Genomic DNA, 16,364 nt, shown 5'->3' on the forward strand with positions numbered 1-16,364 from the left:
TCCTTCGAGGACTTTTCTGTTCTCATATTTGAACAGGAATCATGATGATAAATTCGGGGTCATCCGCATAGGGATCCTGGCTCATCGGATATTTTTCGAAATGCGTTAAATGATCCGGGTTATATTCCGAGTAACCTTGCTCTTTGATCCAGGCATAAATATTGTTATAGGACTGATCGATGCTCTGCTCTTTCCGATGAGGGCAAGTGGCATAGGTTAATGCGGGAACGGATATCGTAACCATCCCCTCCGGCACTTCGTCGATCCGTTCCACTTCCACGACCGCGTAGTGAATAAATCCGTCACCACCGGGAACAGCGTGATAAGATAGCCCCAGCAGCGTGTCGGTATGCAAGGCATGGGGGATCTCCGCGAGCCGCTCTTGCATCAAGCGATGCACTGCACGTATCCCGCCTGCACCCGCCTCGGCAAATGTGCCTTCCCACTTCAATCCTATCGCCTGAAAAGCTTCCTTAGTCGTAACCGCTGCTTCGTTTCGTTGATCGATTGTCATCGTTAAATGCTCCTTTATCCTGTATTTGGTTTCATTGTATACTTGAAACATGGTTTACCCATTCCAAAGGGTGTGGTGTGCAATCCCAGCGTGCACCGTTGTATCGATGCTCAACCTAAAAGAGAGGACGGACATGAATAGAAAAAAACGGATACTCTCAATAACTATGCTGTTGGTCATTGCCTATGTTTTGTTCGGTTTATGGATTGCTCATGACACGAAATTGATACTGAAAAAAGCCATGAGTGGAGCAGCTGACTATGCGGATTATATGAACTCTTCAACATATCGAAAAATAAATCCTGCCGAACGTGAATTGACGGATAAACATTTTGTGTACGATAAACAAATACATCAAACCGGTTTTGTCTTTCCGCTGCATTTCTTTTTTGTATCAGACACATTTGTCACGCAACAATATGAGAATAAAGAATTCGGCTTCAAGGAACCTATCCGATTGAAACTGCGCCTAAAGTCTGGGAAATGGTATGCTACGGATGCGTTTATTCAACCTTAACCCCGACATATATAAAAAAGCGAGTCCCCCATCATTTCGGGACTCGCTTTTTTTCATTTAAATGGCCTTCGGATTGTCGACCACTGGATTAACATCCGCATCGTAATCCACGCCATCGGTTTCAAAGCCGAACAGCTGGAAGAACTCGCGGCGGTAACCGGCAAGGTCCGTCAAATCTTCAATATTTTCGCTTGTCACCTTGCTCCACAATTCGGCTACCTCGGCCTGTACATCCTCGCGAAGCTCCCAATCGTCGATACGGATGCGACCCTTCTCATCCACCGGCGTATCTTGCCCTTTATAGAGGCGGTCGGAGAATAGACGATAGATCTGCTCGATGCAGCCTTCGTGGAGCCCCTTCTCCTTCATCACTTTGTACAGCGCCGATACGTACAGCGGAACGACCGGGATCGCCGAGCTGGATTGGGTCACTAACGCTTTGCTGACCGTTACATATGCTCGCCCGCCTCCGGCTGCAAGCTTCTCGTTCAATTTCAGCGCGGTTGCCTCCAGGTGATCCTTGGCTTGTCCAATGGATCCATCCCGGTAGATGGCTTTGGTAATCTCCGAGCCGATGTAGGAGAACGCAATCGTGGTCACATCAGGAGCCAGTATGCCGCCTTCCGCCAGCTCATTCATCCATAATTCCCAATCGTCGCCGCCCATCACTTCTACGGTGTTCTTCACTTCCTCTTCCGTGGCCGGCTCAATCGTTACCTCCGTCACTTCACCCGTATGGAAGTTTACCGTCTTGTTGGTATAGGCCGGTCCGATCGGCTTCAATACGGAGCTGACCGTCTCACCCGTGTCAGGCAGCGTACGGCGCGCCGAAGCAACACTGTACACCACGAGATCAACTTGTCCCAGCTCTTTGCGGATAAGCTCAACCGTCTTGGCTTTGGTCTCTTGCGTGAAAGCATCTCCTGTCACGCTGAACGATTTTAAGCCTGCGGCCTCGGCTGCCTTCTCGAATGCGACCGAATTATACCAGCCTGCCGAAGCGGTCCGCTTCTCGGTTGCCTGGCTGGGACGATACACGCCTACAGTATTTGCGCGGGAGCCGAATGCGGCAGCAATTCTGGCCGACAAGCCGTACCCGGTGGAAGCGCCGATAACCAGCACATTGCGCGGCCCCTCGATGCCAGGCTGTTGTAACACATAATCAATCTGCTCCTGCACCTGGGCTTCGCAGCCTACAGGATGGGATGTTGTGCAAATAAATCCGCGTGTTCTAGGTTTAATGATCATATTTATATACCTCTCTTCCAGTACTCGTCGTCTGACACCATATGTATGGTCTTTTCATTTTCCTTTCTATTTTAACTGTTTTTTGTGGAGAGAGGAAATCTTTTGACCAGGAAAATCAAGAAAACCTCTCTTTACGAATCATGCTGGCTGAAGCCAGCATCCATTCAAAAGAGAGGTTTGTATTACCGTATATCCGATACTTAGCAATCCATAGTATGGCCGTTACATTACTTAAATGAAGCGTAACCTTGGTCAGCCATGACCACGCTGCCTGTAATCGCTGCGGCTTCATCCAGTGACACGAGATACACGGTATCCGCCACAACCTCAGGCTGTGTTAATTCACCGCCCATGACTTTGGCTCTCATGGAATCCAGCATCCCGGAATCTTTATAGCCTTGGATAATCGGTGTATCCACTGCTCCAGGAGCAATGGCAACGACGCGAATTCCATATGGTGCCAGTTCAAGCGCAGCGGATTTGCTCATCATGATGACAGCGCCTTTTGTAGCGTGATAAGCAAACGTTCCAGGTGAAGCCAGGAATCCGAATACGGATGCTGTATTGATGATCACGCCTTTAATGCCTAGCTCCTTCATCTTTCTGCCTGCTGCTATAATACCGTAAGCCACCCCGTGCTGATTCACGTTGATGGTGCGATGGTAGAGATCCATATTTTGCTCGAGAACCGGTCCAGCCCCGCCAATACCCGCATTGTTGTGCATGACATCGATGCGGCCGTAAAGCTCAACTGCCTTATCCACAAGCGCCTCGACGCTTTCTTGTTTAGAAACATCGACTTGAACGAAAGTGGCTTCGCCGCCTTCTTTTTTGATCAATTCGACTGTCTCTTGACCGGCTGCCTCATTATAATCGGCAACGACGACGCGATCGCCTTTTCTTGCAAATTTAAGGGAGACCTGACGACCGATTCCGCTCGCTCCGCCGGTAATCACCGCTACACGTTGTTCTGACATGATCAATGACCTCCTAGGGTATAATAGCGTTATTGTTTGAACATTGTGTGTCCATGTCCTTGTGTTCATTGTAACGCTGCGTTATATTTAAGTAAATTTAAACCTAATTAATATTACTTAACTATAGATTAAGGACGGGGTCATATGAATCTTGAACAACTGGAATATATCGTGGAGACGGCCAAGACAGGATCGTTAACCAAAGCAGCCCAGAATTGCAACGTTACCCTTTCCGCGGTCAGCCAAGCGGTGTCCAGCCTGGAAGCCGAGTTCGGTTTCTCCTTGTTCACCCGATCGCGGCTTGGTGCCGTACCCACAGCCGAGGGCCAGCGAATCCTCCAGAAAGCCTATGTTATTCTGGAACAATTCCAGGATCTGAAATCAGAGGCCGAAGGATATTCCAACCTGCTGAGCGGATCTTTGCGGATTGCTACCGTCCCGGTCCCCCTAACGCTGTCCATCGATGCCATCATCCAGTTCAAAAAGGACTTCCCCCAGATCAAACTCGAAATTACGGAAAAAGCGACTCTTGATATTATTGAGGATATCAAACAAAATCATGCGGATATCGGTTTGATTTTCGTCGATGATTCCACCATTCATCAACACCGCGGCCTTCACTTCGGCAAGCTGCTGGAGAGCAAATTCGTGGTGGGGGTCAGCCGTCAATCTCCACTTGCCATGCGGCAATCGATCACGCCCAAAGAATTGCGAAAATATCCATTGGTTCTCTACAAGGATGACAGTCTGTTCAAGCTGATGGATGTATTCGAGGAGCAGTACGGGGAAATGGATCTGCTCTTCTCAACCAATCAGACAAGGGTCATACAGAAGGTCGTCGAAGAGAATGTAGCGGTCACCGTGGGGGTGAATTTGTCCTTCTCCAGCTTCACTCCCATACCTTCGGGGAACATCGTAACGCTGGAGTTGGAGATGCCCCCCGGCCACGCTGCTTCTTCATTCGGATGGGTACAGCCCGGAACCCACCATCTGTCGAAGCCGGCCTCGATCTTTCTGGACAAGCTGAAGCATCAGATTGGGTGAACGGAGCTTTGCTTTCAATAAAAAAGCCAACCGGCGTAGGCGTGGCTGTTATCCAGTCCCCTGCTCCGGTTGGCTTTTTTTAAAATTTGAATTTTAACGTAATGACTCGCTGAGCGTCAAACTCACCGGGCAATGATCGCTTCCCATCACAAGGCAGTCGATCTCGGCATCCTTCAGCTTCTCGGTTAAACGGGCAGACGCCAGAAAATAGTCGATGCGCCAGCCGATATTCCGCTCCCTTACCTTGGCCATATACGACCACCAGCTGTATACGTCCGTACGGTCCGGGTAGAAGTGGCGGAAGGAATCGACGAAGCCCGCTGCCAGCAGATCGGTCATTTTGCCGCGCTCTTCCAGCGTGAAGCCGGAATTGCCATGATTGGACTTAGCATTTTTTAAATCGATTTCCTGATGCGCCACATTCAAGTCGCCGCATACGATCACGGGTTTACGTTCATCAAGCTGAAGCAAGTAGGCACGGAACCGCTCCTCCCACTCCAGCCGATACTCCAGTCTGCTCAGGTCGCGCTTCGCATTCGGCGTATACACGTTTACGAGATAGAAGTCCTCAAACTCCAGCGTGATCACTCTGCCCTCGGGCTCGCTGTCTTCCTCCAAACCATAACGAACGGACAATGGGGCGATTTTCGTAAATACCGCCGTTCCCGAGTACCCCTTCTTCTCCGCATAGTTCCAATATTGTTGATATTCCGGCCCTAAATCGAGCTCGATCTGCCCCGCTTGCAGTTTCGTTTCCTGCACGCAAAATATATCGGCATCCACCTGCTGAAAATAATCCATAAACCCCTTCGTTACGCAGGCCCGCAATCCATTGACGTTCCATGACACTAGCTTCATATCGCAACCTCCGTGGTATCCATATCGTTTAAAGCATGTTAAATCTATGAATCTTCTAAATTCTATTATGGTATCATGTCACGGCTGAAACGAACAAGCCGCTACGAGCGCTTTCATCATAACTTCATAAACGGTAGATCAGGGCCTGCGTGCATAATCCCGCGCCAAATCAGGAACAACATAAACGTTCGCAAAAGTACGATCATTCGTACGGTCGCAATCGATGAGAACCCCACATAAGGAGGAATACAGCATGACAGGCAGAAACAGCAAACCTAAGAACGACGGTCCTTCCAGCAGCCCTGAACGTTTGGACCAATACGGTGATAAACTTGCTTCCGAGAATGAGGAAGAGTTCACTTCGGCGGCCGAGGAGCACTGTCGGGATCAGGAATAACGAATTGGATACGACTGCCGATGCACATTCGATAATCACCGCAGCAAAAACACCCATCCATATCAAGCCAATGAATGGGTGTTTTTCCTATTCGATCATCTGGGTAAACACAATGCCCGTCGGTTATAGCCATTCCGCTTCTCGCTGTCGTTACTCCGTCACCCCACAGCGGTTGCCGTCTGGATCCGTCAAGGAAAAGCCTTTGAACCCGCCAAAATCCTCAATTTCCGTTACGTCGGCTCCCTTGGCAACCAATCGTTGATGAATTTCACTTACATTCGTGGTATGCAGGTTGAAATATTGCCCCACGCCATAATCATTCCTGGGAAAAATCGGCTGCTTCACCTCATAGGACCGCACGAGGCAGAAGGATACCTTCTCATCGTTCATTCGCATGACCACCGCATTCGGTTCATCCACATGGATCACTTCAAACCCGAGCATATCCGTATACCAGGCCGTCGAACGCTTCAGATCACTGACCGGTACAAAGATGCCAACGCCGTACAAAAGGGATTTTTTCAAAAAACCTTCCTCCTCTTTGGTTTGCTTGATGTAGCTACTGACACATAAGAAACGAAATTTCGGGCTAAAACCAAACAGCGCCCAAATCGAATGTTTTATTCCAGTTTCGCCTGCACATTGGATAAGTCCGGCATATACTTCGGCATCATCATTCCCACCTCGCTAATTAGTTCTGCGAGTGCCCACGTTTTCCTGCTGAATGTTTGCGCCGCCCCTGTTCCATATACGTACCCATACAAAAAACCGCCTCCCCACTAATGTGGCAAGACGGCTGATTGGCTCGATCTGACAGCGTTTATTTCACCAAACTCTCCAGCACGTTATCAATGATCTGGCCGTTGGCAATCGTACCGGTATACAGCCAGCTTGTTTCTTTTCCATATTCATAGATGTTGCCGTTCTTAACGGCCGGAATATTCGCCCAGAGCGGATCCTGAAGCACATCCGCCCCTTCGCCGTCGCTGTTAATAAAGAACAGATGATCCGCGTCGAGCTCGGCCAATTTCTCCAGGGAAATGGAGGACCAGTTGCCCGTAGCCGATGCCGAAATTTCCTTCACCACGTCCGGTACCGTAAGTCCCAAGTCGCCGTACATAACGGCTCCGCTGGACAATGTCTCGCTTACGACGAACAATTTACCGCCGACAAGCCATATCGCTGCAGCAGATTCACCGCCGATCGATTGCTGGATTTTCTCCTTGGCCTCCTGTGCCTTCTGCTCGTATTGATCGAGTGCCGCTTGCGCTTCCTCCTCCATGCCAAAGATTTCCCCCACTTTCTTCAGCTCTTCGCGCCAATCGTTATTGACCTCATTGCCGATGACGTAGGTTGGAGCAATCTTCTCGTATTGGCTGTACTTGTTGCCTTCCACCATGGAAGCCGAGTCCATGATCAATAAATCCGGCTGGAAGCTCGCTACCGCTTCAAAGGGAAGATCATGCTCAATCGTAGGCACATCCTTCAATGAGTCCTGCAGATAATCCTGGACGTTTCCGCCTTTGACCGACCACTGCGCGATCGGGGTAATCCCTAGCGCCACCAGGTTATCCTCCAAGTAAGAAGCAATCACCCGTTTCGGCTCGGCTGGAATTTTCACCTCATGGCCCATGGCGTCTGTCAGTGTTCGTTCTGTCTTGGCTTCCCCGCTTCCTTCCTCCGGCTTCGCTTCGCTGCCGCCGTTCTGCTCGCTTGCCGTTTGCGCCTCCGTTGGCTCGTTTCCGGCGTCCTTGCTATTTCCACAAGCTGCAAGCAGCGTGAAAGCCGCCAATAGTCCTGCGATTATCCATATTTTTTTCTTAAATCGACTCATTGTTACAGGTCCCCTTAATGTATATTTTTTCTGCTTAGATCACTAGCAATCTTGGGATGAAGTGATATAATAATAACCATGATAATGAAATTCATTCTCAATTACAATACGTTATTTTTATTTTTTTATCAATACAAAGGTTTAGGTGACTATGCAAGCAAATCAGCCCATTAACAAATCAACCGCAACATCCATTTATCGTCCCAAGACAGCCGCGGCCGTCATTCTGCTGGGGCTTGGTCTGCTGGCTGCCGCGATGGCATCCTCCATTATCTATGGCGCTTCGAACATTAAGTTGTCCACCATATGGGAGGCGTTTGTCCGCTTCGATGCCCATTCCACCTCGCACCAGATTATCCAGAGACTGCGCATGCCGAGGGCCCTGGCAGCTGCACTGATCGGCGGTTCCCTGGCGGTTTCCGGAGCCATCATGCAAGGCATGACAAGAAACGCGCTTGCTTCCCCTTCCATTATGGGAGTCACCGCAGGCGCCACTTTCATGATGTCGATCGGGTTTGCCTTTATGGAGGCGCCATCCAACACCGTGCTCATGCTGCTATCTTTTGCCGGTGCGGGCCTTGGGGCCGGACTCGTGCTTCTCATCGGCTCGTTATCCAAACGGGGCCTGACGCCCGTCAAGCTGGCTCTGGCCGGATCTGCCGTAACCGCGCTTCTAAGCTCGATTTCCTCGGCCATTGCCATCCGCTTTAACATTGCCAAGGATATCAGCTTCTGGTATGCCGGAGGCGTCTCAGGCGTACAGTGGGTGAACGTGCAGCTTCTGATCCCTGTCGCCATCATTGGGCTGCTCATTGCACTCGCACTCAGCAGATCCATTACCGTCATGAGCCTGGGCGAAGAGGTCGCTACCGGGCTTGGCCAAAAAACAGGAACCGTGAAGTTCCTGGGCACGCTCGTTGTGCTGCTCCTCACGGGCGCAGCGGTAGCTGTGGGCGGAACGATCGGATTCGTGGGGCTTGTCATCCCGCATATTGTTCGCTTCATCGTAGGTCCCGACTATCGGCTGATCATCCCTTGCTCCGCTGTCATGGGAGCACTTCTGCTGGTGTTTGCCGATGTGGGGGCGCGGATGATCAACCCTCCGTTCGAGACGCCTGTCGGCGCAATTACGGCCATGATCGGCGTTCCTTTCTTCCTCTATCTTGCACGCAGGGAAGGGAGGGGGCTGTAACGATGAACACAACGCGAAAAATCATGTCCGTGGCGATGATCCTGCTGATGGCCATATTAGCCGTGTTTCTGGTCAGCCTGAATATGGGAACGATGAAAATCCCGCTCGCTGAGGTCATCAAAGCATTCAACGGGACAGGATCTGAGCAAAATTATACCGTTCTGATGCACTTTCGTTTACCCCGCATGGTCATTGCCATCCTGATCGGTGCGGGTATCGCCGTCTCCGGTGCTATTCTGCAGAGTGTTTCGCGGAACGCGCTGGCAGACCCGGGCATCCTCGGCATTAATTCTGGAGCAGGACTGGCCGTCGTGCTGTATATCTTTTATTTCCAAGGCAGCTCGTTCAGCTCCGGTATATGGTCCGTCTATATTATGCCTTTTGGCGCCCTATTCGGTGCTTTTCTTGCCGCCTTCCTCATCTATTCGCTGGCCTGGAAACAAGGCGTAACGCCCATCCGGCTGGTGCTTGTAGGGATTGGCATCAATGCGGCTTTCGGCGCGCTTATTATCGTGTTCCAGCTCATGATGGACCCTAACAATTTCATGCAGGCTACCATCTGGCTGTCCGGAAGCATTTGGGGCGCAAGCTGGGAATATGTCGCTGCGATCCTCCCGTGGATCCTTCTGCTGATTCCCTGGGCGGTGTATAAATCGCAACATTTGAATGTGCTCAACCTGGGGGACCACACGGCAGCGGGACTTGGGGTCACGGTAGAACGCGAGCGAAGAACGCTGCTGTTCATCTCCGTTGCCCTGGCTGGCGCCTGCGTGGCCGTCGGCGGCGGCATCGCGTTTCTTGGACTGGTTGCTCCGCATCTGGCGCGTAAGCTTGTGGGTCCCCGTCATCAGGGAATGCTGCCGGTCTCCGCGCTGCTCGGCTCGCTGGTGCTGCTTGTGGCCGATATGATCGGCAAGAACTTGATGGCCCCTTCCGAGATTCCGGTTGGATTAGTCGTTTCATGTCTCGGAGCACCCTACTTTATTTATTTGTTGATCAAGGATTAATTGAATGAGTTTAAAAAAGTCGGCGATCACCTCCCGACCATTCGGAGGTAATCGCCGTTGGTTTGTATAATGTGCTAGAGCTTGTGCAATTGCCGTACTGCGTTTAGTGAGCGCTCACCAGGATCTTCACCTGGTTCTTCTCTTTGAGCAGGGCCTCAAAGCCCCGGTCGATAACCTCATCCAGTTTGATCCGCTGGGTGACCAGCTTATCCGCAGGGAAGAATCCTTTTTCCATCAGGCTAATGACAGCCGGAAATACGTCGCGATAGCCAATGATTCCGGTAATATTACGCTCCTTCATCACGATGTCATTCGGCACGATGGGAGCGGAGGTTTCAAAGATGCTCACAATCATAATCTGTCCGCCGATCTTTGTAGAGTTGATCGCTTGAGTTAGTACAGGCGGAACACCCGTCACTTCAAATGCGACATCTACTCCGCTTCCCGTCCGGCGATGAAGTTCCTCAACCACATCGTAAGCCTTCGGATCAATGACGATGGCACCCAATTCTTCAGCCTTTTGTTTACGCTCAGCAGACAGCTCCACGGCGTAAATCTCGGACGCCCCTGCTGCCTTCAATGCCTCGATGACAAGCAGACCTATCGGTCCCGCACCGAATACGACCGCCCGATCTCCCGCCTTCAGCTGGCTTTGGCGTACGGCATACAAAGCGACTGCCGAAGGCTCTACCAAAGCTCCTTGCTCATAGGAGACGCTGTCGGGAATTTTATGAACCATATGCTCATCCGCGGCGACATATTCGGAGAACCCGCCGCCACCGCCGGCAAGGCCGAGAAAGCCCATTTCATCGCACAGATTGTATTTTCCTTGTCTGCAGGCTGCGCATTTTCCGCATGCAAATACAGGCTCAACAACCACGCGGTCACCGGCCTTGAATTTCGTAACGCCTTCGCCAACCTCTACCACCTGGCCGGAAAATTCATGGCCCATAACCACCGGAGCCTGTTCTCCGGTAAGGGTGTGAGGCGTATTCTCAGGTATAAATATAGGTCCGGCTACGTATTCGTGGAGGTCGCTGCCACAAATCCCGCACCATTCAACCTTGATTTTCACTTTTCCACTCGTAACTTGCGGCTCCGCAATGGTCTCCAAACGCAGATCCTTTACTCCATGCCAGCGCAATGCTTGCATTGTCTTCATCTCCTTATGGGTTCGAAAAAATAAAAACAAAACAGGAAACGTTTCCGAAAACAAATATGTCACAGTTTTGACAATCTGTCAAACATGATGGACTATAATGTATGAAAAGTCATGGACAACCGGTGATCAGGGTACATCTACTTTTTTAAAGAGTTGCAGCTATTTATGCGTCCTCTTCCGCCGCACCTCTTTTCTTAGCGAGGTGTTCCATGAATTGAAGGTATTCTTAATGTTATAATATAGATATTACTCCATCAGGATTTAGAATCAGATTTATAACAGGAAACGTTTCCGAAATAGAGAGAGGACTTTTTGAATATGGTGAATCCCAAAAAAGTGACGATTGAAGATGTCGCCAAACAAGCGGGCGTTGGCATTGCCACCGTGTCCCGAGCCATCAACGACAGCAAGGGGATCAGTCCGAAAACGAAAGCACGGATCATGCAGGTGATCGAAGAAATCGGATTTAGTCCGGATACATCGGCTCAAAGCCTGAAGGTTCGGCAGACGAATCAAATCGCCTTGGCCGTGCCTGACATCCGTAATGCAATCATCCCGGAAATCGCCTGGTCGGTGGAACAGACCGCCAAGCAGCACGGATATCGGGTCGTTCAGATCAATACGGCCGGGAATGCCCGTAACGAGCTTGAAATCGTGAGAGATATCAAGAAGCTGCACGTAGACGGCTTGATTATTATGCCGCTGGCTTATCCGAAAACGCTGGGCGACCTGATCAACAAATCCAGCCTCCCCGTCTCGATCATTAATTATGGGAAACAGCTGGGGGATGAGTATAAAGCCGATATCGTCGGCCTGGCACGCCAGGAGGGCAGGCTTGTCATGGAGCATCTGCTGAAAATCGGTCGGACCCGCATTGCCTACGCGGGTGCGCCCAAAGATAAAATCGAAGAGCGGTATTGGGCCTATGAGCAGTCGCTGACGCAAGTCGATCCGTCGCTTGTCTATTTCGGGGAGGATTTCTCGTTTGAAACGGGGGTTCGTGCGGCGGACTATTTCTATGGCCTGAGGCATATGCCGGACGCCATCTATGCGGTAAACGATATGGTTGCGATCGGTATCGTCAACCGTTTTAAAGAGCTGAAGATCCGGGTTCCCGATGATGTGGCCGTCGTCGGCATCGATAACAATGTATGGACCACCGTCACGACGCCTCAGATCAGCTCGGTGTCCATCATGGGCGATGAAGTAGCCCGGCTGGCTACGGAATTGCTGCTCAAGCGCCTTCGCGAGCAAAAGTCCGGCCAATACGAACGCGTGCAATTCGAACCGAGGCTCATCGTCAGGGAATCCAGCGTATCCGTTATACGAAACGCAACAACCGACTAGGGTCAGCAACCCAGCCCATAAAGAAGAGCCTGGAACGCGGAGTTCCAGGCTCTTCTTGCCGCTCTTGAAAAATATTAGACGCTTAATGACTTAGGGTATACAAGTAATAGCTTGTATTAAACGTCAGTCACCGCTTACCGAACTTCTTGCTCCTGAAAAAATCGCGGCAGGTACGAACGGTTCCGCTCCAGCATCTCATCCAGCATCGCTTCCGCGGCACCAACGGAATCGATGAGGGGATGAACGCTAAGCGCGAGCAGCGCTTTCTCTCTGCTTCCCGTTACTGCCGCCTCGATAGCCAAACTTTCGTAGGTTTTCACGGCTTGGATCAGGCCCACCGCCGCAGCCGGTACTCGCTCGACCGGCACCGGAACCGCACCGTTCTTCGTCACGACGCAGTTCACCTCGATACTGGCATCCGCCGGCAGGAAGTCCAGCGTGTCGCCGTTCATGACATTCAGCGTCTGAATCTCACCGCTATCCGTATGAATGGCTTTCATCAGATTGACGGCCGCCTCGGAGTAATAAGCACCGCCGCGCTGCTCAAGCTGCTTCGGCTTTTCCGCGAGCCCCGGCTGCTCGTAAATCTTGAACAGCTCATCCTCAAGACGCTGGACTGTCTCGGCTCTTGTCTCCCCCTTGACCGCGGCAGCCTGCTGCTCTTCCAGCATCTCGCGGTGGAGGTAATAATATTTTAAATAATAAGACGGAATCGCACCCATCGCCCGAATCAGCGTATCATTCCAGGCCAGCTGGGGCACGTTGCCGGCAGAATAGCTCCCGCCTGCAGCCAGAAGCTCCTCCAGCTTCGACTCTCCGTCAACCTCAATCCGGCTGATCCAGTGCAGATGATTCAATCCGGCAAACTCGCAGTAGATGCGGTGCATCGGCACCTCGTAAAGCCCTGACAACCATTTGTAAGCGGCGATAGGGGAGTTGCATAAACCGATGGAGCGGATGCCGGAATGCTTCATGATGGCTTCCGTCACCACCCCGGCAGGATTGGTGAAATTCAACAGCCAGGCGTCCGGACATAATGCTTCCATGTCCTTGCATATATCCAGAAGCACCGGTATCGTACGCAGAGCCTTCATCATGCCGCCGGCTCCGGTCGTCTCCTGCCCGAGCAGTCCGTATTTCAAGGGGATCGTTTCGTCCCAGCCTCTGGCCTCCAGCAGCCCGACTCGCATCTGAGTCGATACATAATGGGCATTCTTCAGACCTTCCTTGCGGTCCAAGGTTAGCGTAATCCGAATCGGCAATCCGCTTCGCTCTATCATTCGCCGGGCTAGACCGCCTACAATTTCGAGCTTACGGCGGCCTTCCGGGATATCCACGAGGACGATATCCGTCACCGGAAACGATGCATAATGGCGGATGAAACCTTCAATCAGCTCTGGGGTATACGAGGAGCCACCTCCGATAACAGCAACCTTTAATCCAGTGCCCATTCCACATTCCTCTCCTTCACGGCAAGCTCTTGCTGCAATTGTTCATATACGGCAGTGCCCGGAACGACGCCGCTATCATCCATTGCGAGCAGGACGGCACCTGCTGCCGGCTCAAGGGCCAGAATGCGCAGCCGGCTATTCGGGGCTGCCGCAAGAACCTGAGACTCGATATACGGAACGACATATTCCCTTTTTCCCCTGGTCAGGACGCTGCCAGCCAGCACGACGTCGAAGGCGTCATTGCCCATGTTAAGCTTATGAATAACCGCGCTGGCGACCTTCCCCAGCTCCATGCCTTGTCTCTCCAATATCTTTCTTGCAGCCTCATCCACGGGTGCAGCTTGAAACAGCAGCTTCGCCAATGTATGCGGCGCTCTTCTGCCCTCGTCCAAAAATCGGTGAAACATCTCCTCCACGCTGCCGAATCTAAGCGCATCCAGCGTGAGCGGCGTCAAAGAAGTCGGCTTCTCGCGGCCTTCCCAGGAACGAACAACCGTCCGAAACACCTCGACGGCAAGGTCAGCGCCTCCACCGAAGTCGCCGAACACATAACCGAATCCTCCGATCTGAACCTCCTCGCCTCCCGCGTTGACGCCGTAACCGTTCGTTCCGCTGCCGCATATTAGGACGACGCCGTCCCTCTGTCTTGTGCCGGCTCTCATGGCAATGACGGTATCGCATGCGATATGGTGTTTCTTGAAGCCCATGGCGCCGATCATGGGCCGCAAGATGCGGAAATCCGCCTCGCGGTCGGCTCCTGCGAGCCCGAAAGACGCACAGGCGATATTTTCTCGATGTAGTCCCGCCTGCCCAAGCGCTTCTTCCACGGCCTGTCTGATGCTTGCTTCCGCAAGTGCTGCCCCCAGCTGATGGTTGCCGCAGCCGCCCATTCCCTTTCCTATGATTCGTCCCGTCTCGTCCGCCACGACGGCCAGCGTTTTGCTTCCTCCGCCATCGACTCCCAAGTAGTAATTCAAGTATGATCTCTCCTATGATGCCCGGCTTATGAAGCCGCCCTGCCCAAGGAATGCCAACGAATATTCCGCAAGCTCCTGAAAGAACGACGGCTCCGCCGCGACGTTTATTTCGATGCTTCCAGCTTCTGCTTATTCTCCTGCCATTTTGCCGTTTTGTACTTCAATAGCTTGTCGTAACCGGCTTTTTGAGCATCCGCCTCTGCCTTATCCAGAAGCGAGAGCACTTCCTGATCTGAAGAGGCCGAGCTGATCGCCTTGGCTCTAACCTGCTCATAAATTTCGAACACACGCTGTGCAATAATGCCTTCCTCCGAATCGCCTGCCGGGTCGAGATTAACATACTCCGTCGTGTTCATCTGCGTCTTCCAGGTAATCTCCGATTGCCAATACGTTTCGAAGTTCCGCTTCTCCGGCGGGAGCGTGGATTCGAATTTCATCTTGGAATTGTCGACGTACACCGTGTTGCCGGTCCACTGAAAGTTGACCGTGGCGTTCATCAGCTCGTCGCGTCCCTTCGCATCGCTGGTGAATTTATCGGTGAACAGCGGCATGTCCTCTTCGTCCGTCCCGTCCCAGTACAAACCTTCAGGTCCCCACATGATCGTCCGCTGGCCCTCGGGACCGGTAAACCAATCCAGGAACGCGAAAATAGCTTCCGGATCTTTCGCCGCTTGCGTAATGACACTGACGTTCCAGCCAAGCTGTTTATAGTCGCCCGGGAAAATTTTGTCGCGATCCAATCCTTCCTTGTGGACCGGCCATATCATGATGTAACCAGCATCGGGGTCTTGTGCCTTCAGTAGATTGTTGCCCTTGGAACCAAACTCGGTGGGGCTGGATGCCACATAAACTGCCACATTGCCGCTCAGAATCTTCTGTTCAACTTGCTCCAGCTTCTGCGTGAAGGCATCCTGCGTAATAAGTTTCTCGCGGTACAATCGGCTCATATATTGAAGCAGCTCGCGATAAACGGGGTCCGTGAACAGCGACACGAGTTGCTCCCCTTGAGGTACGGCAATCATACTGTTGAACGTATACGGGCGATTTTCGGCAAAAGCCGACACCATGATGTCCACGCCCGCTGCCGATTGGCCTACCTCCAGTGGAACGACATTCGGATACTTCGCCTTCACTTGCTTCAAATAGGCGTACAGATCATCCGGCGTATCCAGTTTTGGCGATCCGAGCTCCTCGTAAATCTTTTTATTGACGAGATAGCCGGCATTCCCGTTCGGCTGCGTTGTATACCAGTTCGGGAATTGATACAGCTTGCCGTCGGGCGAGCGAAGTAAATCGAGCGTGGACTCCCCGGCCCATTTTTTCAAATTCGGGTATTTATCCAGATAATCGTCGAACGGCACCAGCATGCCCTCGGCACGAAGCTTCTCAACCTCCGCACCCGGATCCATCCATATGACATCCGGCAGCTCCCCGGACACGATCATCGTACTGAGCTTGTTCTTGGCAACGCCGCCGGAGCTGACCGGAACCACGTTGACCTTCTTATTCTCCTGGATCCACTTGGTTGCCAGATCCGCACCCCACTCCGGCATCGTATACCAGTCATAGTGGCCGTAGAACGAGAATTCCAGCGGGTTTTCTCCCAGCACAAAGGTATCCTCTCCGGCTGGCTTCTCCTTGTTTTGCGAGCTTGAGCTCTCCTTCTCCGGACTTGCCGAGTTACCTCCTGAGCCCGAACATCCCGTTAAAGCCATAACGATGACAAGCGTGACTGACCATGCAGATAGAAGCCTTTTTCCCCTTTTTTTCATTCCAAGTGCTCCCTTCATGATTCATCTATGGTCAAAGCTGCCGCTTCAAACCCTTGGCAAGGTTGCT

The 16,364-nt window shown here is 51.9% G+C and carries 17 protein-coding genes; 6 read left to right on the forward strand and 11 right to left on the reverse strand.

What is annotated here, in order from left to right; all coding sequences use genetic code 11:
* Nucleotides 1–22: 22 nt before the first annotated feature.
* Nucleotides 23–514: a GyrI-like domain-containing protein gene (locus DP091_RS06365; protein WP_113057544.1), complete on the reverse strand. Its 492-nt coding sequence runs from the start codon at nt 512–514 to the stop codon at nt 23–25.
* A gap of 133 nt (nt 515–647) precedes the next feature.
* On the opposite strand from DP091_RS06365, the gene DP091_RS06370 reads away from it, so the two are divergent.
* Complete coding sequence (locus tag DP091_RS06370; protein ID WP_113057545.1) at nt 648–1,031, forward strand: hypothetical protein; 384 nt, start codon at nt 648–650, stop codon at nt 1,029–1,031.
* Nucleotides 1,032–1,088: 57 nt separating this feature from the next.
* On the opposite strand, the gene fabV is transcribed toward DP091_RS06370, so the two are convergent.
* Nucleotides 1,089–2,279, reverse strand: coding sequence for an enoyl-ACP reductase FabV (gene fabV / locus DP091_RS06375; RefSeq protein WP_113057546.1), 1,191 nt, complete (start codon nt 2,277–2,279; stop codon nt 1,089–1,091).
* A 227-nt stretch (nt 2,280–2,506) separates the two neighbouring features.
* Entirely contained in the window at nt 2,507–3,256 is a 750-nt protein-coding gene (locus tag DP091_RS06380) for an SDR family NAD(P)-dependent oxidoreductase (RefSeq protein WP_113057547.1), read from the reverse strand.
* 144 nt (nt 3,257–3,400) lie between these two features.
* On the opposite strand from DP091_RS06380, the gene DP091_RS06385 reads away from it, so the two are divergent.
* Nucleotides 3,401–4,300: a LysR family transcriptional regulator gene (locus DP091_RS06385; RefSeq protein ID WP_113057548.1), complete on the forward strand. Its 900-nt coding sequence runs from the start codon at nt 3,401–3,403 to the stop codon at nt 4,298–4,300.
* Between the two features lie 93 nt (nt 4,301–4,393).
* Here the strand turns inward: DP091_RS06385 and DP091_RS06390 are convergent, their stop codons facing one another.
* Entirely contained in the window at nt 4,394–5,158 is a 765-nt protein-coding gene (locus tag DP091_RS06390; RefSeq protein WP_113057549.1) for an exodeoxyribonuclease III, read from the reverse strand.
* Between the two features lie 253 nt (nt 5,159–5,411).
* On the opposite strand from DP091_RS06390, the gene DP091_RS31260 reads away from it, so the two are divergent.
* Nucleotides 5,412–5,555, forward strand: a complete 144-nt coding sequence (locus tag DP091_RS31260) for a hypothetical protein (RefSeq protein ID WP_009595787.1) — start codon at nt 5,412–5,414, stop codon at nt 5,553–5,555.
* Nucleotides 5,556–5,705: 150 nt separating this feature from the next.
* On the opposite strand, the gene DP091_RS06395 is transcribed toward DP091_RS31260, so the two are convergent.
* The 3 genes from DP091_RS06395 to DP091_RS06400 form a co-directional block, all read right to left on the reverse strand.
* Entirely contained in the window at nt 5,706–6,080 is a 375-nt protein-coding gene (locus DP091_RS06395; RefSeq protein WP_113057550.1) for a VOC family protein, read from the reverse strand.
* A gap of 95 nt (nt 6,081–6,175) precedes the next feature.
* Nucleotides 6,176–6,319, reverse strand: a complete 144-nt coding sequence (locus DP091_RS31265; RefSeq protein WP_181469740.1) for a hypothetical protein — start codon at nt 6,317–6,319, stop codon at nt 6,176–6,178.
* Between the two features lie 56 nt (nt 6,320–6,375).
* Nucleotides 6,376–7,389, reverse strand: a complete 1,014-nt coding sequence (locus DP091_RS06400) for an iron-hydroxamate ABC transporter substrate-binding protein (RefSeq protein WP_113057551.1) — start codon at nt 7,387–7,389, stop codon at nt 6,376–6,378.
* A 151-nt stretch (nt 7,390–7,540) separates the two neighbouring features.
* Between DP091_RS06400 and DP091_RS06405 the strand changes: the two genes are divergently transcribed.
* Complete coding sequence (locus DP091_RS06405) at nt 7,541–8,581, forward strand: FecCD family ABC transporter permease (protein ID WP_113057552.1); 1,041 nt, start codon at nt 7,541–7,543, stop codon at nt 8,579–8,581.
* A gap of 2 nt (nt 8,582–8,583) precedes the next feature.
* Nucleotides 8,584–9,588 carry a FecCD family ABC transporter permease gene (locus DP091_RS06410; protein WP_113057553.1) on the forward strand — a complete coding sequence of 335 codons (1,005 nt, stop codon included), beginning with the start codon at nt 8,584–8,586 and terminating at the stop codon, nt 9,586–9,588.
* Nucleotides 9,589–9,691: 103 nt separating this feature from the next.
* Here DP091_RS06410 and DP091_RS06415 read toward each other — a convergent pair whose 3' ends face one another.
* Nucleotides 9,692–10,741 carry a 2,3-butanediol dehydrogenase gene (locus tag DP091_RS06415; RefSeq protein ID WP_113057554.1) on the reverse strand — a complete coding sequence of 350 codons (1,050 nt, stop codon included), beginning with the start codon at nt 10,739–10,741 and terminating at the stop codon, nt 9,692–9,694.
* A gap of 327 nt (nt 10,742–11,068) precedes the next feature.
* Between DP091_RS06415 and DP091_RS06420 the strand changes: the two genes are divergently transcribed.
* Nucleotides 11,069–12,097 carry a LacI family DNA-binding transcriptional regulator gene (locus DP091_RS06420; protein WP_113057555.1) on the forward strand — a complete coding sequence of 343 codons (1,029 nt, stop codon included), beginning with the start codon at nt 11,069–11,071 and terminating at the stop codon, nt 12,095–12,097.
* Between the two features lie 134 nt (nt 12,098–12,231).
* On the opposite strand, the gene DP091_RS06425 is transcribed toward DP091_RS06420, so the two are convergent.
* From DP091_RS06425 to DP091_RS06435, 3 genes are all read right to left on the reverse strand, one after another.
* Nucleotides 12,232–13,548: a 6-phospho-beta-glucosidase gene (locus DP091_RS06425; RefSeq protein ID WP_113057556.1), complete on the reverse strand. Its 1,317-nt coding sequence runs from the start codon at nt 13,546–13,548 to the stop codon at nt 12,232–12,234.
* Nucleotides 13,533–14,525 carry an N-acetylglucosamine kinase gene (locus DP091_RS06430; protein WP_113057557.1) on the reverse strand — a complete coding sequence of 331 codons (993 nt, stop codon included), beginning with the start codon at nt 14,523–14,525 and terminating at the stop codon, nt 13,533–13,535. The genes DP091_RS06425 and DP091_RS06430 overlap by 16 nt, the downstream gene beginning before the upstream one ends.
* A gap of 104 nt (nt 14,526–14,629) precedes the next feature.
* On the reverse strand, nt 14,630–16,297 hold the full coding sequence (locus tag DP091_RS06435; RefSeq protein WP_113057558.1) for an extracellular solute-binding protein: 1,668 nt from the start codon (nt 16,295–16,297) through the stop codon (nt 14,630–14,632).
* Nucleotides 16,298–16,364 lie beyond the last annotated feature (67 nt).

This window comes from Paenibacillus sp. MDMC362 (assembly GCF_003269305.1).
Taxonomy (GTDB): Bacteria; Bacillota; Bacilli; order Paenibacillales; family Paenibacillaceae; genus Paenibacillus_AQ.